At 34.4% G+C, this 23,180-nt stretch carries 16 protein-coding genes; 8 read left to right on the top strand and 8 right to left on the bottom strand.

The window, feature by feature from the left end; genetic code table 11:
* Positions 1-526 precede the first annotated feature (526 nt).
* From P6936_RS02975 to P6936_RS02995, 5 genes are all read left to right on the top strand, one after another.
* On the top strand, positions 527-2,119 hold the full coding sequence (locus tag P6936_RS02975; protein ID WP_276880800.1) for a type I restriction-modification system subunit M: 1,593 nt from the start codon (positions 527-529) through the stop codon (positions 2,117-2,119).
* Positions 2,116-3,336, top strand: a complete 1,221-nt coding sequence (locus P6936_RS02980; protein ID WP_276880801.1) for a restriction endonuclease subunit S — start codon at positions 2,116-2,118, stop codon at positions 3,334-3,336. The genes P6936_RS02975 and P6936_RS02980 overlap by 4 nt, the downstream gene beginning before the upstream one ends.
* 8 nt (positions 3,337-3,344) lie before the next feature.
* Positions 3,345-6,377 carry a type I restriction endonuclease subunit R, EcoR124 family gene (locus tag P6936_RS02985; protein WP_276880802.1) on the top strand — a complete coding sequence of 1,011 codons (3,033 nt, stop codon included), beginning with the start codon at positions 3,345-3,347 and terminating at the stop codon, positions 6,375-6,377.
* Positions 6,359-7,378, top strand: coding sequence for a hypothetical protein (locus tag P6936_RS02990; RefSeq protein WP_276880803.1), 1,020 nt, complete (start codon positions 6,359-6,361; stop codon positions 7,376-7,378). Before P6936_RS02985 ends, P6936_RS02990 begins: the two co-directional genes overlap by 19 nt.
* Positions 7,379-7,639: 261 nt before the next feature.
* The gene (locus P6936_RS02995; RefSeq protein ID WP_276880804.1) at positions 7,640-7,942 is read left to right on the top strand and encodes an ArsR/SmtB family transcription factor; all 303 of its coding nucleotides are present in this window, start codon (positions 7,640-7,642) and stop codon (positions 7,940-7,942) included.
* Between the two features lie 605 nt (positions 7,943-8,547).
* Here P6936_RS02995 and P6936_RS03000 read toward each other — a convergent pair.
* Genes P6936_RS03000 through P6936_RS03020 form a run of 5 tightly spaced genes read right to left on the bottom strand, consistent with a single transcriptional unit; the run spans position 8,548 to position 12,786 of the window.
* Complete coding sequence (locus P6936_RS03000; RefSeq protein ID WP_276880805.1) at positions 8,548-9,918, bottom strand: sensor histidine kinase; 1,371 nt, start codon at positions 9,916-9,918, stop codon at positions 8,548-8,550.
* A complete protein-coding gene (locus P6936_RS03005; RefSeq protein WP_276880806.1) occupies positions 9,909-10,568 on the bottom strand; it encodes a response regulator transcription factor in 660 nt (219 codons plus the stop codon). The genes P6936_RS03000 and P6936_RS03005 overlap by 10 nt, the downstream gene beginning before the upstream one ends.
* Positions 10,569-10,600: 32 nt before the next feature.
* Complete coding sequence (locus P6936_RS03010) at positions 10,601-11,341, bottom strand: lantibiotic immunity ABC transporter MutG family permease subunit (protein WP_276880807.1); 741 nt, start codon at positions 11,339-11,341, stop codon at positions 10,601-10,603.
* Entirely contained in the window at positions 11,341-12,081 is a 741-nt protein-coding gene (locus P6936_RS03015) for a lantibiotic immunity ABC transporter MutE/EpiE family permease subunit (protein ID WP_276880808.1), read from the bottom strand. The genes P6936_RS03010 and P6936_RS03015 overlap by 1 nt, the downstream gene beginning before the upstream one ends.
* A 3-nt stretch (positions 12,082-12,084) precedes the next feature.
* Positions 12,085-12,786: a lantibiotic protection ABC transporter ATP-binding protein gene (locus tag P6936_RS03020; RefSeq protein WP_276880809.1), complete on the bottom strand. Its 702-nt coding sequence runs from the start codon at positions 12,784-12,786 to the stop codon at positions 12,085-12,087.
* A 522-nt stretch (positions 12,787-13,308) separates the two neighbouring features.
* Between P6936_RS03020 and P6936_RS03025 the strand changes: the two genes are divergently transcribed.
* Complete coding sequence (locus tag P6936_RS03025) at positions 13,309-17,391, top strand: SpaA isopeptide-forming pilin-related protein (protein WP_276880810.1); 4,083 nt, start codon at positions 13,309-13,311, stop codon at positions 17,389-17,391.
* 46 nt (positions 17,392-17,437) lie between these two features.
* Here the strand turns inward: P6936_RS03025 and brnQ are convergent, their stop codons facing one another.
* Positions 17,438-18,763, bottom strand: a complete 1,326-nt coding sequence (gene brnQ / locus P6936_RS03030) for a branched-chain amino acid transport system II carrier protein (protein WP_004836970.1) — start codon at positions 18,761-18,763, stop codon at positions 17,438-17,440.
* Positions 18,764-19,700: 937 nt separating this feature from the next.
* Here brnQ and P6936_RS03035 point away from each other — a divergent pair.
* Positions 19,701-20,231: a helix-turn-helix domain-containing protein gene (locus P6936_RS03035; protein ID WP_276880811.1), complete on the top strand. Its 531-nt coding sequence runs from the start codon at positions 19,701-19,703 to the stop codon at positions 20,229-20,231.
* 122 nt (positions 20,232-20,353) lie between these two features.
* Entirely contained in the window at positions 20,354-20,950 is a 597-nt protein-coding gene (locus tag P6936_RS03040) for an ATP-binding protein (protein ID WP_276880812.1), read from the top strand.
* A gap of 154 nt (positions 20,951-21,104) precedes the next feature.
* Here P6936_RS03040 and P6936_RS03045 read toward each other — a convergent pair whose 3' ends face one another.
* Positions 21,105-22,946, bottom strand: a complete 1,842-nt coding sequence (locus tag P6936_RS03045; protein WP_276864839.1) for a heavy metal translocating P-type ATPase — start codon at positions 22,944-22,946, stop codon at positions 21,105-21,107.
* Positions 22,947-22,952: 6 nt separating this feature from the next.
* On the bottom strand, positions 22,953-23,177 hold the full coding sequence (locus tag P6936_RS03050) for a cation transporter (RefSeq protein ID WP_004836972.1): 225 nt from the start codon (positions 23,175-23,177) through the stop codon (positions 22,953-22,955).
* Positions 23,178-23,180: the final 3 nt, after the last annotated feature.

The following is a 23,180-nucleotide window of genomic DNA, read 5'->3' on the forward strand; positions in this document are numbered from 1 at the left end:
TATACCAGAAAAAAAGTGATGAGCAGAATAGATTTACCTATTCTGCAACATCACCATTTTCGAGACGAAGCAAAGCTGAGTCCGAAAAACTAAGCGAGAGGCCAAAGGCCTCGAGAGGATATTATAGTTAATGACTTCTGTAAAATTACGACGTCAAAAATCAATGGTTACAGAAGATTAAAAACTGTAACTGGGATTAAAATGGGAACATTTTTAAAAAAGAATAAATTGAATAATAGTTCGAAGTGGTTTACATTTGGGCAAAAAATTAGATCATAACTTAATGGTATAAGATAAATCGTGTTGGTAGAAGTAATTGATACTTATTTCAGAACGATTTTTTTGTAAAAGAGAATAAACTTAATAATAGCTTAATGTACTTTATACGAGGAAAAAAGTAGACCCTTGTTTTTGAACTTATCCCTAAACTTGGACCTAGTAGCAGAGTTAGTGTTAAAATTTACTCTGCTTTTTTTAGCTAAGAATAGGCTTTTTTGTTATAATTATACTAACAAGGAGTGTATATATGGAAACTACTATTAATCTTTACCAAAAACTATGGAAGGCTTCTGATGATCTTAGGTCTCAGATGGATGCCAATGAATATAAGAACTATTTACTAGGAATAATTTTTTATAAATATTTATCAGATAAGATGCTTGATGAGGTTGGCAAGTTACTGGAAGTTGATGATGCTGATCTTAATGAGATTCAAGCTATGTATGAAGAGGAAATGCAAGGAGATGATGCTGACCTTATTGTTGATGAGCTTAGGAATAAATTTTCCTTTGTAATTTCTCCAGACCATACTTTTACTCATTTTATAAAGCAAATCGAAGAAGGAAGCTTCCAGCTAGATGATCTGGGTCAGGCCTTCAATGAAATCGAGCGAGCTGACAAGGACTTCAATGGACTGTTTGAAGATATAGACCTCTACTCAAACAAGCTAGGCAAGCTTCCCCAAGAGAAGAACAAACGCATATCAAAGGTTATGAAGCAATTTGCTGAGGTTAACTTTGCCAACTATTCTGGCGATGTCCTTGGGGATGTTTATGAATATATGCTTGCAAACTTTGCCTCAGAATCAGGCAAAAAAGCAGGGGAGTTCTATACTCCACAGCCAGTATCAAGGCTTATGGCAATGATATCTATGGATGGCAAGGAAGATAAGGCGGGCCTTACTGTATTTGACCCGACTCTTGGTTCTGGCTCCTTGCTTTTGAATGTAAGAAACTTCTCCAATGAAGCAAATCGCATCAGATACTTTGGCCAGGAGCTAAACAACTCTACCTACAACCTATCTCGTATGAATATGATCCTCCACGATGTGCCACTAGAGTATCAGAGCTTAAACCAAGGCAATACCCTATCAGATGATTGGCCAGTAGATGAGCCAACTAACTTTGATGCTGTTTTGATGAATCCGCCATATTCTGCCAAATGGGATGCGAGCAAGGGATTTTTGGATGATCCACGCTTTTCCGAGTACGGAGTCCTTCCACCCAAATCAAGGGCGGACTTTGCCTTCCTCCTCCATGGCTTCTACCACTTAAAAAATAACGGAACTATGGCAATCCTTCTCCCACATGGAGTATTATTTAGGTCTGGGGCAGAGGAAAAGATTAGAAAAATAATGCTAGAAAATGGCTCCATAGATGCAGTCATTGGCCTTGCACCAAATTTATTCTACTCTACAGGAATCCCAGTAAGTCTTATAATATTAAGGAAAGATAAGACAGATAGAAGTGTTTATTTTATAGATGCTAGCGAAGAATTTGTAAAAAAGGGCAACAAAAACGAACTAACCGAAGAAAATATCCAAAAGATATACAAGGCCCTAAGGTCTAGGGAAGAAATAGACAAATTCGCCCACCTAGCAGGGTTTGATGAGATAGAAGAAAATGGCTTCAACTTAAATATTCCAAGATATGTCGACACCTTCGAAGAAGAAGATCCCATAGACCTAGCAGAAGTATCAAAAGATATCAAATCCATCAATGAAGAAGCCGATAAGCTAAAGGCAGAAATACTTGCTGATATGAAAAACCTTGTGGCAAACACAGATGAAGCCAAGGCAGAGCTTGAAGGATTTATGGAAATCTTAGGTGGTAATTTATGAGAAAGGTTCCAGAGTTAAGGTTTGATGGTTTTGAGGGGGAGTGGGAAGAGAAAAAATTAAAAGAAACTTCTAAAATTGTTGGAGGAGGTACTCCAAGTACAAAAAATGAAGAGTATTGGGATGGTGAAATAAATTGGTTTACTCCGTCAGAGATTGATTCTAGAAGGTATTTTTCATCAAGTGAAAGAAAGATTACAGAAAAAGCTTTAAGTAAAAGTTCAGCAAAACTATTAGACAAAAATAAAACTGTTTTGTTTACATCAAGAGCTACAATAGGAGAGGTGGGATTATTAAAAGAGGATTCTACCACTAATCAGGGTTTTCAATCCTTAGTAATTAAAGATGATTTTGACTTAAATTTTATGTACTCTATAGCTAAAACTTTAAAAATAAAAGCATTGAGTTTATCAGTTGGTTCTACATTTAAAGAAATATCTAAATCATCTTTTGAAGATATAGAGGTATATACACCTATAAAAAACGAACAAGAAAAAATCGGGGAATTGTTTAAAAAGATTGATGCTCTAATCGAAACCCAAGAAGGAAAAGTTTCCAAGATGGAAGATTTCAAAAAATCTATGCTTCAAAATATGTTTCCTAAAAAAGGCAACCTTGTCCCTGAGTTTAGGTTTGATGGCTTTGACGGAGATTGGAAATCTATAATACTAAGTGATGTATCAAATAGAATTACTAGAAAAAACATAAAAAATCAATCAAAATTACCTTTAACTATATCATCTGAGCTTGGTTTGGTTAATCAATTGGATTACTACAATAATAGAGTTGCTAGTAAAGATATATCAAATTATTATTTAATAATGAACGGAGAGTTTGCTTATAATAAAAGTACATCTTTAACAGCACCATATGGAGCAATAAAACGATTGGATTACTATGAAAATGGTGCGCTATCAACTCTATATATAGTTTTTGAAATAGTTAATAATGATTTGGATTTTATGAAATATTATTTTGAAACAAGTTTATGGCATAAAGAAATATATAAAGTCTCACAAGAAGGTGCAAGAAACCACGGTCTATTAAATATTGCCACAGATGATTTCTTTTCTATGAAGTTGAAAATACCAAATCTAGAAGAACAAGAAAAAATAGGAAACTTCTTCAAAAACCTAGACACCCAAATCGAAAACGAAGAAAGATTACTAGAGTCATATAAAATGATGAAAAAGTCCCTCCTCCAAAAGATGTTTGTATAGGAGATATTATGGTAGAGATAAAATTTGAAGATGAATTAAAATTGGAAAAAGACCTGATCGACCACCTTATTTCCGGCAAGAGCCAATGGACCTATGAGCCATCTATCAAGACCCATGAGGACCTTTGGAATAACTTTAGGAGGATACTTGAAACTAACAACAAGTCAGTCCTTGCCGACTATCCTTTGACTGATTCTGAGTTTCGCCAGATTCAAAATGCCATGACTTTTTCCTCCTTTTATGAGGCGGGCAAGTTCTTGGTTGGGGAAAATGGCCTTGCCAAAATTATTCTACAGAGAGAAGATTCAAGCCTTGGCAAGGTTAGTCTTGTAGTTTTCAAGAGGGAGGATGTAGCTGGTGGCTCTTCAGTATATCAGGTTATCAACCAATTTGTCGCTCCAAAGACCATGGGCCTAGACCAAAACGCCCGTTTTGATGTGACCCTCCTTATAAATGGACTTCCTCTTATTCAAATAGAGCTAAAGAAGAAATCAGTTTCTCATATGGATGCCTACAATCAAATAAAAAACTACATAGCAACGGATAAGTACAGGGGACTTTTCTCCTGCCTTCAATGCTTTGTGATTTCCAATGGGTCGACTACCAGATACATTGCTGCCAATACTGATACTAAGCTTAACAAAAAGTTTCTAACCAGGTGGAATGACAGGGACAACCATCCAGTAGATGACCTCTTTGGCTTTGCTAGAGAAGTCCTTTCTATTCCCCAAGCCCACCAACTAATCAGCCACTACAGTGTGCTGGATAATGATGGGGAAAATATCATCCTCCTCCGTCCTTATCAAATACACGCCATCAAGGCCCTGAAAGAAGCTGCAAGTAAGCACGAGTCTGGCTATGTCTGGCATACAACTGGTTCTGGTAAGACCTTAACTTCCTACAAGGCTAGTAGAAACCTCTATCAGATACCAAGGATTGAAAAAACAATATTTATAGTAGATAGGGTCGATCTTGACCAGCAAACCACATCGTCATTTTTGGCCTATGCGGCAAACGATACGGTAGATATAGAATCGACTGACAATGTCAAAAATTTGAAATCTCATCTCCTATCAGATGATAGGTCTGTGGTGGTGACTACTGTTCAAAAGCTTAACTATATGATCAATAACAGGGATAAGTGGTTAACAGATAGTCAGGTATGTAAGCTTAGGAAACTAGAAATAGCCTTCGTTATAGATGAGTGCCACAGAGCTATATCTCCATCTCAGCAAAATATTTTGAAGAAATTTTTCATCAATTCCTTGTGGTATGGCTTTACCGGTACGCCAATTTTTGCAGAAAACAAAAAGGCTGCCGTGGGAGATTTGCCACAGACTACAGAGGAACAATTTGGCAAAAGGCTTCACGAGTATACAGTCAAGGAAGCCATAGGCGATGGGGCAGTGCTAGGCTTTCAAGTAGAAAATATGGATATGATTGGCGAAGGTGTATATGACATAGTGGCAAGTGTCAAGTCGGATATGGATGTTTACAAATACGAGAGAGAGGACCTAGAGCCATATATACCAGATACGGTTTACGAAAATGATAAATACAAGCTTGCTGTCATAGATAAAATTATTAATGGAATGGCCAGAAGATTTGCCCTAGATAGAGGCAGGGGCAAAACCTATGGAGCCATACTTACCACATCATCTATCAAGGATGCTAAGGATTATTATAGGCTCTTTAGACAAGTGATTGAGGGTAGGTCTGATGTAAAAGTTTCTGATAGGATCAAATCTATGGTGGCTGATTTTCCAAAACTTGCCATGACATATTCTATTGCGGAAAATGATGAAAGCACCACAGAAAACAAGGAAGCTATGAAAGAAGCCTTGGCTTACTATAATGATGAATATGGAACAAGTTTCTCCTTAGAAACCATAGGCTCCTACAACCGCAACCTAAACGAAAGGCTTGCCAGGAAAAAGGATAAGTACAAGTCTAGGGCTGAGCAGGTGGATATAGTTATAGTGGTCGATAGGCTCTTGACTGGATTTGATGCACCTAGTATGTCCCTACTTTTGATAGACAGGGCTCCTATGACTCCTCAAGGGCTTATCCAAGCATTTTCTAGGACCAACAGGCTCTATGATGAGCGCAAGGCCTATGGGCAGATAATAACATTTAGGATTCCAAAAGCCTATGAAGAAGCCATCGAAAATGCCTTCAAACTCTACTCAAATGGTGGGGAAAACTATGTGACTGCACCAAGCTATGAAGAATCCAAAGAGAAATTTGAGCGAAGTGTAGAAGAACTCTTGACCTATGAGCTAGTAGAAAATCCAGAGATTGAGTATGGCATAGAAAAAATGGTTAAATTTGCTTCAGCCTTTCAAAAATTCGACAAGGCCAATGCAGCTGTAATGGTCTACAGTGAATATGAAGAGGATGAAGAATATTACAAAAACGCTATAGATAAGAAGACCTTGGAAAAGTATTTTGACCAATATAATTATATAAAAGCCTTGCTGCCAAAAACAGAGGAAACAGACATCAATCTCCCACTAGACCTGTACTATGAACCAATATCAATCCACCAAGGAACTATAGACTACAATTATTTATCAAGCCTCATGCAAGAAAAAGCTAAAAATAGGTCAAGTAACGATGCAAAACAAGATAGTGAAATAGAAAAAACTATAGAAGAACTAGCAAGAACCAACCCAGAAAAAGCAGAAATCTATAGAGAAATTTATCAAGAAATGACAAAAGATCCAGACAAATTTGTAGATCAAAATATCGAAGAGTTGGCAAGAATTAAAATAAATAAAATAATAGAAGAAAAAATAAACAAATTCGCCGACCACTACAAGGTAGAAAAAGACGACCTAATTTTCTACATCAGCAACTACAAAGACAAACAAGAAAATAGCAAACCTCTAGGAGAAGACGAGCTAATAAAAAATGCAGACAAAGATGCCTACAACAAAGAAAATGGAGAAAACATCAGTCTGTTGAGATATAGAAAATTAATAAGAACTGCAGCAGCTGACTTTGTGAAAGGGGAAGTGTTATGTATGTTGATGGATTAATATTTGCGAAAGATGAACAAACAATAGATGTTGATTTTATTAGAGATTTTGTTGAAAGTAATCCAATTGTAGAGGATATCAAGAGTAAATATTATAATAAGGATATTAGATTTGCTTATTCCCAAGGATTAAAAGGCAATGTTATAAACGTATATATTTATTTAGAAGGTGATAGTTTTAATACGGCTAAAATTTTATCATCCATTAAAGAATTATTAAATGTACAAGAAATAAGAAAGAAGTTTTATGTAATATATGCTTTTGATGGAGTGTCTGATTATTATAGTAGGCGACTATTCCCACTAATCACTGAATTTGAAAGTAAGTTAAGAAGCTTAATTTACATGTCTCTAATTAATAATCATGGTATATCTTGGATTAGTGAAACAATTGATAAAATAGACTACGAATTAGATGATTCAAATAAAATAAAAAAAGAGTTATTGAGGAACAGTAATGGATCATTTGATATAGATAATGCTTTACAAAATTTTACACTATCTACATATGAGAAGTTTCTATTTACTAGATACTCAGATAGTACTTATGAAGAGATTGTTAAAAATATAGAAGCGCAATATTTTGAAAATATACTAGATGACTATTCAATATCTCATATATTAATGCAGAAAGATAAAAAAAGTATTTGTAATAGATATATAAAAAATATTAATGAAATAAAATTTAAATCATTGTTTAAAAAAATACAAAAAATTAGAAATAAAGTTATGCATGGCAAAGAAGTAACATTAAAAGATTATAATGTAAATAAAGGAGTTTTAAGCGAAAGTATTTTTTTAATTGAAAGTTCAACTGAACTATATATGAATAATGAATATTATATTAACGAAAATAATATATATGGTTCATTTAGAAAAACGAAGTACGAATACCTAAATTTAGATGAAATTGCTTCCAAATTTTTAGATGTATATGAACGTACTTATAAGAAAGAAAATGAAATGAACGTTAAGGCTAGGGTAAAAAAGCTATGGGATTAGTTGTTTCAAATAATATAAATATTATTTAATCATATTATTAATAGAAATTCAGTCTGGTAAGTTAATGCAGCAGAATATTTTTGTTCATTTTGTAAAGTCATCTCCTTTATGTCTGTTTAATCAAAATTATTTAGCAATATCTTGACCTTTTAAATCTTGCCCGACTTTTACCCAAACCTATTTCATTCACTTACCCCCTTGACACCACCAACCCCTCCCCGGTACCATAACATATAGAAATATTTCTATATGAGGTGGATTATGAGTGTTGATTATGAAAATTTATCTAAAAAGCTAAGGGTGATTTCTGATTCTAAGAGGCTTAAGATTATTTATATGTTATCTTGTGATGAGCTTTGTGCTTGCGAGATACTTGAGAAGTTTGATATTACTCAGCCTACTTTATCTTATGACATGAGAAAGCTCGAAGAAGCCAGTCTTGTAACTAGCAGGAGAGATGGTAAGAATACCTACTACTCTTTAGATAAGGATAGTTTGGATGAGATTGAGGATAGCCTAAAGCTTATATTTCATATCCAAGATGATTGTATTTGCAAGGAGTAAATCCAAAGCAAATATTATATAATATAAAACTTGCTAGAGGGAATATTTATAGGATTAAGAAAAGTCCATTTATCTTAGGTGTTGGTCTTATTTTAGCCCTAGTTATTTTTCATCTTTGCTTTAATTACTCAAAAGACTTCTTGGGTTTTCTTGTGGGGTTTTGGCTATAGGCTTATTTTTAATTTTTACTCTAGGTCAAGGTATAAGGGAAAACGGATTTGTTTTATTTTTAGGTAATACACCTATACTAAAGTTTGTCTCTTTTGAGGATATAAAGTGATTAGATAGTTCTTATGATAAACTTAGTGATTTGATCCTTGGGATTAAGGCATATTCTACCACTTATAAACAAACTTACAAGATAAGCGATAGGGACAAACTTGTTAGCTTTCTTTCTAAAAATCTTAATTCTAAATCTAATTTTAAATGATTTAAGGCATGAAAAAACCCCTACATCCGTATTCCAGATTTTGGGGGTTAAGTCACTTGCTTGTTAAAGCGTTTTTATTTAGAATCAAAAATATATTAGAATAAATGAAGGCGATATTATAAGGTTTGTTATTCTTCCATTAATAAGTAAGCACTAATAATTAACATTTTTATATTTATTCCTTTACTGGCAACAGTATGCTGACTTTAGCCCCACATTCATCAGTTCTATTTTCTAAAATAAGATTTCCTCCATGCATCTTAATAATTTGTTCTGCAACAAATAAGCCTATACCATAGTTTTCTTTTGAATGCCTACTTTTATCTCCTTGATAGAATTGATCTGTTGCATATAATAGGTCTTCACCTGTAAAACCATGTCCTTGATCAAGTATTGATATTTGAAGATTATCATTCTTGGAACTTATAAGTAGCTTAATGGTTGAGTTTTTAGGACTGTTTTCTTCTGCATTACTAAGAATATTTAGAAAGGCTCGTTCAAAATTTTTTAAATCTACTATTAAAAAATCATTCTTATAGCTAATATCTTCTAAAAAATTTAACTTATAAGTTGATGTGAATTCTGTAGCTAGTTTTTCAATGTTTTCTACAAATTCTTTTGCTCTAATTTGAGTAAAGTTTAATTCATTTGCTTGGTTAGATTTATTAACAAGCATTAAAGTTTGGATATATTTATCAATACGGCTTGTGTTTTTTCTAATATAATTTAGATATGTTTGCTGTTCTTCTGTTAGGTTTGTTTCTCCCAATAACTCTGAATTTCCATTTATAATTGAAAGAGGAGTCTTTATATCATGGCTTAATGCTGAAATCTGATTTCTTTTTTTCTCTTCCTCTCTCCAGTTTGTCCTTAAAGATTCACTTAATCCTACTTTCATTTTTTCTAAACTATCTAATATGGCATTAAATTCCTGAACATTTGACTTTTTAACTTGGAAGTCTAAGTTTTGTTTTCCGATTTCTTCCGAAGCTTCTAGCAAAGGATTTAATTCTTTTGCTAATTTCTTTGCCCAAATTAATGTGATAGTAATAATACTTATAAGACAAAATATTATAAGTAAGCTTAGAAATAAATTATTTACTTGTGGTAGATTTTTTTGCATCCAAGGACTTTTATAAAAAGGCTTTAGGTCATAAGCTACAAGTACATATCCATCAGATCTTTGTATTTCCATAAAGGATAAGTTTGAATTAGAATTAACAGATCCCTTATGATAGTTAAAGGCTATATCTTGGATATTCTTATTCATATTTGTTTCTATAACTTTTTCGTCTTTTGATAGAAATAGATAAGATGTATTATCTGGAAGTAATGATTTTTCGAAATTTTTTGAAGTGGCAATATCTGTCCTTTTTTCAAGAATTAAATTCTCAGTATAATTTGCTGGAAATATCCACTCAAACTTATAAGAAGCAGATATAAAAACTAGGATTAGTCCGACGGAGAGTACTAGCCCTAGCCCAATACTTAACAAGTATTTAAAAAGTATATGTTTAAGAGATTGACCTTTTGTTTTTAATTCCATTTATATCCGATCCCCCATACTGTTTCGATTGGATTTTCCTCATATTTTTGAAATTTTGACCTAATATTTTTTATATGTTCTGATATTGCAGATGCATCTCCTATACCATCAAATCCAAAGACAAGCTCATATATTTGCTCTCTTGAAAATACTTGTCCTTTTCTTTTTGCTAGTAATTCTGAAATTTGATACTCAGATTTTGTTAAATGAACTTTTTCATCTCCTACAAAGACTTCATTGGAAGATAAATCAAAACGAATCTCGCCGAGATTTAGACTAGTGTGTCGTTCTCTTTTTTCTCGTCTTAAATGTGCTTCTATACGAGCTAGGAGTTCTGCTGCACCGAATGGTTTTGTGATGTAATCATCTCCTCCAATTAATAAGCCTTCAACTATATCTTCTTCCATAGTTTTTGCCGTTAAAAAAAGAATAGGGCAGTCTACTTTAGCTCGAATATCTTTACAGAAACTAATTCCATCAATACCTGGCATCATAACATCAAGTAGAATCAAATCATATTTACTAAGCTTACTATTATCAATCTCTAAAGGATTTTGATATACATCGACTTGATGGTTGTTCTTTTTCAAAATGTTTTTTATTAGATCAAGCATATCTAGTTCGTCATCAACTGCAAGAATTAAAGACATTTTATCACCTCCTAATTTTAAATTAAAAACTTTTATTCACTAACAGATTTCCCATCCCACTTATTAAACCAAATAATTGAGGAAATAAATAAGATTAAGATAACAAACAAGGCTACAAAGCTCCAAATTCTAAACTCCTTATAAAAATAGGAAGGATCCGAAACTTTGCGCATAATAATATACATAGCTGGAAGCCTAGATGACCAGGTACAAGGAATAAAATACCAAATACTATCGCCAATGACAGTCATTGAAAGTAAAGCAATCATTGTTTCTAGAAAACCTAATCCAATAGATGCACCACTACTTAATACGATTGATACCCAAAGATGTATCATGTATAGAGAAAGGCTGCTAATAACAATTAGGGAAAATTCAATAAGCCAATCTAAGGTATTTTGATAACCAGTTAGTACTGCAAAAATTATAATAGCTAAAGCAAGAGAAATAACAAATCCCAATTCTAATACAAGGAGTTTTCCTATATAGGCTTTGCTTCTAGATTTTGTAGTAGATAAAAGCACTTGAAATTTTCCAGCACTCATTTCCATATCAACTACTTTTGAAGTTATAAAACTTAATATTATTGGCATTACCGCTCCTAAAAGTACAAAATAAGTTTGTATTATATCGCTTTCTTCAAAATTTTTTAATCCTGTGGTTTTTAATGCCACATAAAATAGTAAAGAATAGGCTATAGGTAAGAATATGTGAATACAAGGAAGCCAGGTGCCTTTAATTTTGTATATTTCTGATTTTATTATATTTATCATTACTTTACCTCTTGTTTTGAAAACCAATTTGCGCTTATTATTGTAAGTAATGTAAATAGACATACAGATAATATACAAGGAATATATAATGATGTGCTTGATATTATTGGATTTGATGCTTCCGTCAAAACACCACTTGGTAAAATACCCATAACAGGAATCATTAACCTAATTCCCCAAGAATATGGGCAATAAATCCAAAAAGCACCGTCAGACAACAATATTCCTGCTCCTAAACCTAATACTGCATTTACTGCAATACTTGCGATAAAGCCAAATTTTTTTGCTAAGAAAAAGCATAGAGGGATTTGCCAAATATTAGTTATTATTAGTAAGAAACTTGCAAATAGTAATGTTGAAAATCCATAGTTTGGTGTTAATTGTCCTCCAAGAAAAAATTGAAAAATATACACTCCTAGCATATGAATTATAGCAGCAATACTCATATAAATAAATGCTGTAATTATTTTTGAAACCCATAACTTTTCAAGCTTAATATTTAGAGGGAAAACTGCTCTGTAGTTTAATTTCCTACTTTCTTTTCTATCCATCATTGCTGGGATTAAGGCAAAAGTTGCAGGCATTATTATGACGTACCACCAGTTATAGGAATTAGTAGTGAAATAACTTGGCATAAGAAATAATGACAATAAGATTAAAGTTATTGGCATAATTACTAATAATTTCTTCAAGAAACTATGCTTATGTTTTAAATTTTCTGCAAGAATATAATTTATCATTTTTTACATCCCCATTCCATTTTTTATAACATTCATAAAAAGTTCTTCTAAGTTGTCATCATGATTAATAATGTTTTGATATTGCAATTTTCCATTATTAATAATCCCAATATGATCAGCAGTTTGTTCAACTTCTGCTAAAATATGACTAGACAAAATAACGGTTATTCCTTTTTCTGGGAAAGATCTTATTAAATCACGCAATTCCTGAATTCCTAGAGGATCAAGTCCGTTTGTTGGTTCATCTAAAATCAAAAGCTTAGGATTATTTAATAAGGCAATGGCTATACCTAGCCTTTGTTTCATTCCTAAAGAAAATTGACCACTTTTCTTTTTGCCAGTATCTTTTAAACTAACTATTTTAAAAACTTCATCAATCCTAGAATCTGGTAACCCTAGTAGGAGTGTCCTTACCTTTAAATTTTCCCTAGCTGATAAGTTCTCATACAAGGCAGGCATCTCTATCAAGGCACCAATATCCGATAAATCCTCACGACTCCACTCATGACCTTCAAAAAAGATTTGACCAGATGTTTTATGAATCATTCCAGTAATCATCTTCAATGTAGTCGATTTACCAGCCCCATTAGGTCCTAGCAAGCCATAGATAGAATTCTCTTTTATTTTTAAAGAAATACTATCTACTGCTTTTTGCTTACCAAAGCTTTTAGTAAGATTTTTTGTTTCTAATATCAATTTATCCATAAATGAACCTCCTCTTCATTTTATAAACTTAGTATAAAATACAAATTTAAGGATTCCATAAGGAAGATAAGATTCTTTAAAAAATTAACATATTGTTTTTATCCTAAAAGTAGACATATTCCCTGGTACTGGGACTGGGACGGGACTAAAAATTTGAAAACGTCCTATAATTAGATGGATTTAGTGATATCTGGAAAGCTGATGTTGCAGTAAAGATTAGGCTATTTGCAAATACCGGCTTCGAACTGGCCTTTAAGTTTTTAGCTTTAATTTGTGAGCGGTTCACCTATAAGAGGTGAATAAATATGATATAATATAGTAGATTGAATGTAGATTTTAAACTTACAAGGCTGAGAAGTTTATGCAAAACTTTGGTGTGATTATTTTTGGAAGGTTAATGGCATGATGTCACTCTTTGTAGCAAACGATATCATGGACTTTTTATGCTTTTCTTGCATGATTTTTATAAAATAGATCTCATCCTTGCACTTTTATAAGCACTTATAATCGGAGGGAAGAAGTATGAAGAGAAGAATTAGAGAGTTTATGGTCAAGCTATTTTCCTTGACCCTAGCCATCACTATGTGCATACCAACCAATGTCTATGCCATATCCATGGCAAAAAAGCCAAAACAAATGCCAACATCAATAAGAATAGCAGACTCAGGAGAAAAAAACCAACAAAGCTATATAGACGATGACCAAGAAAGCACTGAGGAAGATCCTAACAATGAAGAAAGAAAAGAGCAAACAGAAACACAAACATCCATGGACCAAAACCCTCAAAGGCTAGAAGAAAACAAAAACAACTACACCATAAGCCAAAAAGCCAAACTAAATAACAAAGAAGATGCCATAATCTATGAAATAAAAGTAACAAAAAAACAAGCATCAACAAAATCAGACTCCCCACTAAATCTAAGCCTTATAACATACAAGACCCAAGCCCTAAAGGACATCAAAATAACAAAAATCCTCCTAGACGGCAAAGAAACAAAAATACAAGAAAACAAGGCGGACGATGACAAGAGCCTACATAGCAAAACAATAACAACACCAAGCATAGAAAAAGAAATAACCTACACCCTAGAAGGAACAATCGACAAAAAAACAATAGACAACAAAAAACTATACTCCTTTGACCTATCCCTAGACCAAGGTCAAACAAACATAGACCTTCAAAGAATATCCTACAAATTCATCGAATACCAAAAAGAAGATGACCCAGAAGAAAAAGAACTAAGACTAACCCACATCAAAGAAGGCGAAGACGAACTTAGAACCATAAACTACAAAAAAGAAGAAAGCGAAGAAAAGGCAGACGAAATAAACTACACCGACTACCTAATCTCCAAAGACAAGGCAGACGAAGAATCCAAAGCCCAAGAAAAAAACAAAATCGAATACAAACTCTCCCTAACAAACATAAAAGAAGAAAACACAGAAATCTATCTCGACTACTACAAGGCAAGCGACAAAGGCTTTGCCCTCCAAAAAGAATACTCAACAAAAATCCCTTACCAAGAAAAACTAGACCTAGACCTACCAGCTTCCTACATCCTAAAACTATCAGTAAGAAGCAAGGTAAACAAAAAAGATACGAGCATAGAAAAATACGCGATAAACTCCAGAGAAGTAAAAAGCCCACGTTTCGTAAAAGAAGAAGATTCAGATGTTAGCAAGTATGCCTTAAAAAAATTTCCCTATATTAAGGGCTTTAATTTTTTTGTGATAAATTCTATGTCAAGTAAGCTAGCTTGGGAGATTGATGAAATATATAGGAACTTTACTTGGAATTATTCTTTCGAGCCTGATGTAGACATACAGATAAAGGCAGAAGATGTAGATATTAGAACTGGCGATAGGAGGATAAATATTTCTATTAGTCCTAAGCTAAAAACAGATTCATCTTATGGGAGTAGGCAAGATTACTTAGTCGAAGATGGAGAATTTACTTTTCCATTAACTAGATATCTTGAATTCGTTAAGCTTAGGGCAGAGATAGGGGATGAAATTTTGACCCCTTCTATAGAAATAAATCCCCTTATAAAGGCTGCCACTCTAAAACTTTCTAATATTAATCTAAAAGAGGGAGATAAATTAAATATAAGCTTTATCGTAAGATTGAAAAACCCTAGGAGGGAAGAAGGCTGGAAAGTAAGGGTTAATGATGACATAGTATTTAAAACTTCTAGGAATGTTTATAGAATCACAGATAGGATACATACTAAGAAGTTTAGGAATACGCAAATTCCAATAGATGATGACTACACTCTTGTTGCAAACTTCGTATATAAAAATTTTAAGGATGGTAATGAAGATTCTACACCGCCTCCAAGTGTGGGCGATACGGGAAGTATAAGTCTTCAAATTAAAGGGACTGATGGCAAATGGATTGATGTAGATCCTTCTTTTTCTGCCAAATATAGGGGTCCTGTTACATTTGATAAGCTCAAGTCGAATCTTGAATATAGGCTCAAATACAAAGTTTATGAGAAGCTCGCAAAAGAATGGGGAACAGATCAAGTAAGAATTATTCCCTTTGATATCAAAAAAGTAGATAGAAAAACTAAAAGCCTAACAGTGGATATAGTAAATGGAAATGTACTTGGTATTTTTAATAATAAGTTAGGCTTTAAGATTCCCCTAAGGATTAGCAAGGTTAATGAAAAGGGCTTGCCATTAAATGGTTCGAGATTTCATGCTAGAAAGATTATAAATGGAGAACCTCTTCCTATGCTAGATGAACAAGGAAAGCCAACTGGTGAACAATACTATCCCAAATACTACAAGGAGAAATTTGACGCTAGCTCACAAGCAAGTGCCAAGCTAGGGGATAACTACTTTAGAGGACTAAGCCCTGGAATCTATGAACTATGGGAAGAAAAGACTCCAGATGAAAGCTATATAAAACCGTTAGATGAGGACGGCAAGGCTTTGAAAGGCTACTTCAAAGTTCAAGCCAGAAAAGATGAGAATGGCGAGGGTAAAAAACCATCAGATGATAATTATTTGGAGATTGAATTTGATTTTGACCATGAATTTAAAGAAAGCGATGCTTGGAATGTAGATTATCCAGAGGCGGATAGGAAAAAACTAATTGGAAAAACCATAAAGGGTATAGGAAGGGCTAGGAAAGATAAGGATAAAAAATTTTGCAAATATATCGAAATTGTTCCTGATGATGGACGTTCTAAACCAGCTGCGCCAGATCTCCCCTACAAGAAGATTGATGAGCTTAGGGTAAGAAATTATAGGAAGAGGACTAGGCTAAAGTTTTTCAAAATAGACGGTAAAAGCCACAAAAATATTAAAGATGCCGAGTTTACTTTAAGAAAGATTCAAAGTGAAGAAGTCGAAAAAGACGGGAAAAAAGTTAACAAAGTTAAAGTTGATGCTAATAACAAACCGTTCTATGAATCAGTAAAAACGATAGATGAAGGTGGAAGAGAGTCTACTGATGACAAGGATAAAAATTATGCCTTAGCCAAATCGAGCGAAAATCAGGGTGTCGAATTTACGGGCATAGAAGAAGGGACTTATATCCTTGAAGAAGTAAGGTCAGCTGCTGGCTACAAGCTAAGGGATTTTTTTCTTACTATAAGCTTTAGCTTAGACCAAGACGGTTTTTGGAAAGAACTTGTCAAAGGCTACAAGAAAGATAATCATGGCAAATACATAGAAATGGATGCATCGGATAGCTTCTTTAATGTAGATAGGCAAGGAAACTTAGTAAGTATTGCCAACGAGAAGGAAAATATCGACTTCAAATTCAGAAAGCTATCAGACCAAAAGGATGAAGGAGGAGAGCAAATTCCCCTAAAGGATGCCGGCTTTGTTTTAAAAAAAGTTAGAGATTCAATGAAAGTCAATGCCAAAGCCTATGAATATTACGAAGATGACCTTGACGGGAAGGCTAAGGGGGAATTGAAGAAATACTCTCATGATGGAGAAGTAATCGAATTTTATAAGTCGGGTTCGGTTCGAAAATTAAGCGAAGCTTATAAAGTTTATGATTTTGATGAAGCTGGAAAATTAATTAGGCTTAATGGAAAAGATGCCAGTGAGAAAGATAAAAAAGATATAAGGGATAAACTTATACAAAAAGACTTAGGAGCAGCTACGAGGGGCAAATACTACCAAACAGCTTCTTCCCAAGCTTATGGTAGTGTAAGCTTTAGCGATTTGGGAGAAGGTATCTATGAACTTATTGAAAATCAAATCCCCACAGGTTACCTTGGTGCCAATAGACAATATTCATGGATTTTTAAGGTTGAGAAGAAAGATAAGGGGCTAGAAATAAAACATGACCTTAAAGTAGAAAAAGACTACTACCGACAATTTCCTAAGCTAGATTCCAAAATATCCTACAAGGAAGCCTATACTGATAATTCAAATGTTAAGGAGTCTTTGAATGATAAATTTTCCTACGAGATAACAAATACCAAGCTAAACAAAGACGAAAAGCCCATAGATGGGACAGAAAATGAAAACCAAGCTTTTAGCTATCCGTATACAGGAGGACTTGGCACAAACCCAGCCTTTACTATAATAGGACTAGCTATGATGACAGCAGGAGCTATTTACTTGGCAAGAAAGAAATAATAAAGAAAAAACTAGGAGTTTTCCTTTTGGAAATTCTCCTAGTTTTTTAGAATAAGGTACTGTCGTGAGTTTCATCTCTCTTTTTGCCGAAGCCTAGCTTGCCTAAGATTAGGCCAAGGATGAAACAGACTAGGGATGGCAAGAACCATGTGAAGCCGAATTGAGCGAGGGGTAGGTTTTTGATTGCAGCTACTAGACCTCCTAGGCCAAAACTTTTGCCGAAGGTTTCGATTATTGCTGTGATTATTACCCCAGCTGCCATTAGGATGTAGGCCATATTGTAAGGCACTCTCTTTTCGAAGGACATATAAAATACTAGGGCTATGATTAGGGGATAGCCTATGTATAATACAGGAACTGCAAGGTTTATGATGGCATCTACTCCTAGGGATGATAGGAGGAAGCTTGATATTGTAACGAAAATAACAGTGTAATCGTATTTGATTTTGCCATTACTTAATTCTTCGATGAAATTACCTGCTGATGAGGTTAGGCCAACTGCTGTTGTAAGACAGGCTAGGCTTACTGCAAAGCTTAGGGCTATCTTTCCAAAGTTACCTAAAAGAAGGTCGACAAGTTTGATTAGAATTTCTACACGAGAATCATTCATACCAAAGATTGAGCTTGCACTAGCTCCAAGATATGTTAATCCGCCATAAACTATAGCAAGGGCTATAGAAGCAACAATGCCTACTGAGATTATGAAGCTTCTTCTTTCTTCTTTGCTAACTTTGCCATAACCCTTTCTCAATAAATCAGCTACTACTATTCCTGCAAAAAGGGGTGAGGCAAAGGCATCGAGGGTTTGATAGCCTTCGTAGAATCCTTTTACGAAAAATCCTTTTTTGATTTCTGTTTGGACAGGCGTGCCAATAGGAGTAATAATCGCCTTTACTATTAGTACAAAGAGGAAAAATAAGAGGGCGGGAGTTATGTACTTGCCTATAATTGTAACTACGTTACTTTCCCTATATGAAAGTGCGAAGGTTATTGCAAAAAATACGAAAGTTACAAGCCAGATTGAAACATTTGGTAGAAATGGCTTGAAGCCGACTTCATAAGTTGTCGCTGCTGTTCTTGGAATCGCAAAGGCAGGGCCAATACAAATTATTGCAGCAAGGGTTAGAATTTTAGAAAATCTTGGGCCTACACGTTTGCCTATATCGACCGCACGACCACCAGCCAAAGCTGTTATAAATACTGTTAAAATTGGAATGACAGGGTCCGCCAATAGAAAGCCTATCATAGTAGAAAGCCAACCGCTACCGGTGATTACTCCTAAATAGGGAGGGAAAATCAAATTTCCAGCACCAAAAAAAATAGCGAAAAGCGCTAATCCACTGACAAGAATGTCTTGTTTTCTTTTGTTCAAATTACTCTCCTTTATATTTATCCAAAATGGTGTAGTATTTATTATACCATCAAAATCTGAATGTACACTAGTAAATTACATTATTTTAACAAAAAATTTTTATTATTGCAGGAAAAAGGATTTAGGAGGATCTTAAGAAAATAAAAAATTATTGTTTAGAAAAATATAGATTTATTTGACATAGGATTTACTAGCTACAAATTTTCTGGCCTTTGAATTTAGGTTTTGCCCCTGTGGATTTGCATTAACTTATATTTAGAATAAATATTCGTAAATATAGCTAAAGATTTATAAAACAATAAAGGATAAAGTTTCTTTAAATTGCATATATATATATATCGATAAAAATACATAAAAAGTTGTTGCCATTATTGGCTAGTGCTATAATGATTTTGTTATTATTAAGACAAAGGGGCTGTTGCAGAATGAATAAATCGTCCCAATATCATTAGAAGAACCTCCAAGGAAAGTCTCACCTTGCCGACGGGCTAAATGCCTCCATCATCCGGAAGGCACTAATATGCCCACCGGCAAGGAGAGGCAAAAATTCCTAAGAGAACTTTCTAATGATGGGACGATGATTATTCATAATTCTGCAACAGCCCCTTTTTGGATGTAGGAAATTATTTATTAGGAAGAATGGCCTTGATTTAAGGCTCCATCGACGTTAGTTTGCAGATTAGAGCTTGAGATTTCCATCTCGCAAGGACTCGATTAAGCTCTGCCATTAATTTGCTTCGTTACTTGTGGCAGACCATTAGAAATGACAGGGAAATACCATAGTGAGACAATAGAGTGGCGATTGCCATGCATCCTTAATGGAATATTAGAGGGAGGGACTTTATAATTTCTTATAAGGGCCGACGCAAACGACGTAAAACCGACGCAAATTTTTGCGTCGGTTTTGAGGTATAATATTTTAGAGGTGGTGATTTTTTTGGAGAGTAATACTTTAGAATATAAGGAAAAGATTAGCAATTCATTTTTGAAAACAGTATCTGCATTTTCTAATTTTAATACTGGTCAAATAGTTTTTGGTATTAGAGATGATGGGCATATAGTTGGTCTTGATGATCCTGAAAGGGCTTGTCTTGATATTGAAAATAAGATAAATGATTCAATTAAACCTAAACCCGATTATAGTTTTAGTATAAATAGGAAAAATAAGCTTCTTACTTTGACGGTAAAAGAAGGCCATTATAAGCCATATTTGTACAAGGGCAAGGCCTATAGGAGAAGTGGTACTTCAAGTGTTGAAGTTGATCAAGTGGAGCTTAGAAACTTGGTTTTGCTTGGGGAAAATCTGTATTTTGATGAGTTAATAACTAATGAAAGTAATTTAAGTTTTGAATATTTGTTTGAAGCTTTGAAGGATAGGCTCGATATAGAGATTCCCTCCAAGGACCTGCTTAAAACCCTGGGCTTATTAAGAAATGATGGGAAATACAATATAGCCGCAGCCTTATAGCTGATAAGAATAAATTTTCCGGTATAGATATTGTCAAGTTTACTTCCTCTATTAATAATATTGTCAAGAGAAAGACTTTTTCCAATGAATCTATATTAAAACAGCTCGATAGCTGTGAAAGTATGTTTAAAGATTATTATAGGATTGAAGAAATTCGTGGTATGAAAAGAAGAGTAAGGTATCTAGTCCCATTGGAAGCCTTCAGAGAGACAATAGCAAATGCCTTAGTTCATAGGATGTGGGATGTGGATAGCAATATTAGGGTTTTGATGTTTGATGATAGGATAGAAATTTATTCGCCAGGATGGCTCCTTTCAAGTTTGGATGAGCAAGAGTATTTGAATGGCTATATTTCTTGCCTTAGAAATCCTATAATTGCAAATGTATTTTTTAGGTTGGGAATAATTGAGAAGTTTGGTACTGGCATAAGAAGAATAAAAGATTCTTACCTTGAATTTAGTCATCAACCTGTTTTTAAGGTTAGTTCTAATAGTATTATTACTGTTCTCCCGACGGCTGATATGAAACTTAATCTTAGTAGAGAAGAGAAAAAAATATTAGATGCTTTTGGAGAAAATATGCTTCTTTTCTCGACTGATCTTACAGGAAAGACTGGATTTGGTAAGGATAAGGTCTTAATAATCCTAAAGAATCTGATAGAAAAGTCCTATGTTGAAAGGATAGGAAGAGGTAGGGGAACAAAGTATAAGCTCTTATAAAAAATCTTTGTCCTTTCCTTAGATTGTAGTTTGAAGCCTAATCAAGCAGTAATCCTTAATGGGATATTAGAGGGAGGTACTTTATAATTTCTTATAAGGGCCGACGCAAACGACGTAAAACCGACGCAAATTTTTGCGTCGGTTTTGTCTTTTTCTATATTTTCTTTTTTAGGATTCTCATTGCCCAAAGAATTGATATTATTGAGACTCCTACATCTCCAAATACTGCTAGCCACATATTTGCTAAGCCTAGGAGGCCTAGGATTAGGATTATGATTTTTATTAGCATTATGAAGATTACGTTTTGTTTTACTGTTGAGTTGGTTAGTTTTGCGATTTTCATTAGTTTTGCCATTTGCGAAAATTCCCCATTTGCTATTAGGATATCGGAGGATTCTATGGCGAGATCTGATGCAGTTTCTCCCATGGATATGCCTACGTTGGCATTTTTTAGGACGGGTGCATCATTTATTCCATCTCCTACAAAGACAGTTGTTTCTCCTTGGTCTTGGTAGGATTTCATTATCCTAAGTTTTTCATCTGGCATTATTTCTGCATAGTAGTTTGTAAGATTGAGTTTTTTTGATGTCTCTGCTACAGCTTGGCGGCTATCGCCTGATACTATGGCGATTTCCTTGAAGTCTTCTTTTAGAGCCTTTATTGTTTCCTCACTTCTATCCTTGATGTCATCTTCTATATAGATGCTTGCTTGAAGTTTTTCGTCTACGGCAAGGTAGATGGCTCTTTCGTTTTTGTCTGAAAGACCAAGGTACTTATTAGATCCTACCTTGATTGTTTTTCCATCTTTGCTTTTTGCCACAAGACCCAGACCTTTTTCATTCTTGATTTCTAGGAAGAGGTCTTTTTCTTTTCTGTCTAGTTCATCTACAATGGCTTTTGCTATAGGGTGAGTGGACATGTTTTCAATGTTGTAGAGATAGTCGAGGATTTCTTCTTCTTTTAGGCCTTTTTCGATTTTGATTTCTTTTATTTTAAATTTGCCTGTGGTAAGGGTTCCTGTCTTATCTGTTAGGAGGACATCTGCCTTGCCGAGACTTTCGAAGTATTGGCTGCCCTTAACTAGGATGCCATTTTTGCTTGCTAGTCCAAGTCCCGACATAAAGGATAGGGGAACTGATAATACTAGGGCACATGGGCAGGATAGGACTAGGAAGGTTGCTGCACGAAGAAGATAGTCTTGCCAGCTTCCACCCAAAAATAGGGGAGGAATTATAGCAACAGCTAGAGCGAGACCCACTACTATCGGTGTGTAAACTCTTGCAAAGCGGGAGATGAATTTCTCACTGTTAGATTTGCTTGAGGCTGAGTCTTCGATTAACTCCATAATCTTGGCTGCTACTGAGTCATCAAATTCTTTTTCGGCACGAATTTTGATTATGCCTTCTACTACTAGTGAAGAGGATATGGCTTCATCGCCTACTTCTACGGCTACTGGCATTGATTCACCTGTAACTGATGATGTATCGAGGATAGCAGATCCTTCTATGACCTTGCCATCTACGCCGATTTTTTCACCATCACGAACGAGGATTATATCTCCTATTTCTATATCATCTAGGTCGACTTCTTCTGTTGAGCCATCAGGAAGAACTTTGTTAGCTATCTCTGGCACTAGGTCAAGAAGATTCTTGATGTTATCTCTTGATCTTTGGGTTGCTATTTCTTCGAAAAGTTCACCAAATGAGTAAAAGAGAATAACTGCGACTGCCTCTATGTATTCACCTATAATAAAGGCTGTAATAGTAGCAAGGGCCATGAGGAAGTTCTCATCTAGGGCTGAGCCCTTTTTTATACCTTGAAAGGCCTTATATATTACTTCCTTAGAAGCTAGGAGGTAGAGGATAAGAAAAGCCCACATCCTAAAACGTCCCAAAAAGTAAAACTTGCTCATAGCTTGAAGAAAGACTGTCAATAGGGCAAGGGCTATAAGTTTTAGGAAGGTGTCCCTATGCTTATCTGTAATATTGTTAAACATTTTTCCCTACCTCAAAAGGAGTTTGCAACCTGGCTCGATCCTATCTGCTATTTCATTAACTTTTGCCAAAATTTCATTTGCCATATTGTCATCTGCTATTTCTATTTTTGCTTTTTCAGTTAGGAATGATAGGCTTGCATCTATAACGCCTTCGATTTTTTTGATTTCGTTTTCTATTTTGTTGCCGCAGTTGGCACAGTCTAATCCTTGGATTTTTAATTTCATTTTCATAAT

The organism is Anaerococcus tetradius, assembly GCF_947087635.1.
Taxonomy (GTDB): domain Bacteria; phylum Bacillota; class Clostridia; order Tissierellales; family Peptoniphilaceae; genus Anaerococcus; species Anaerococcus tetradius.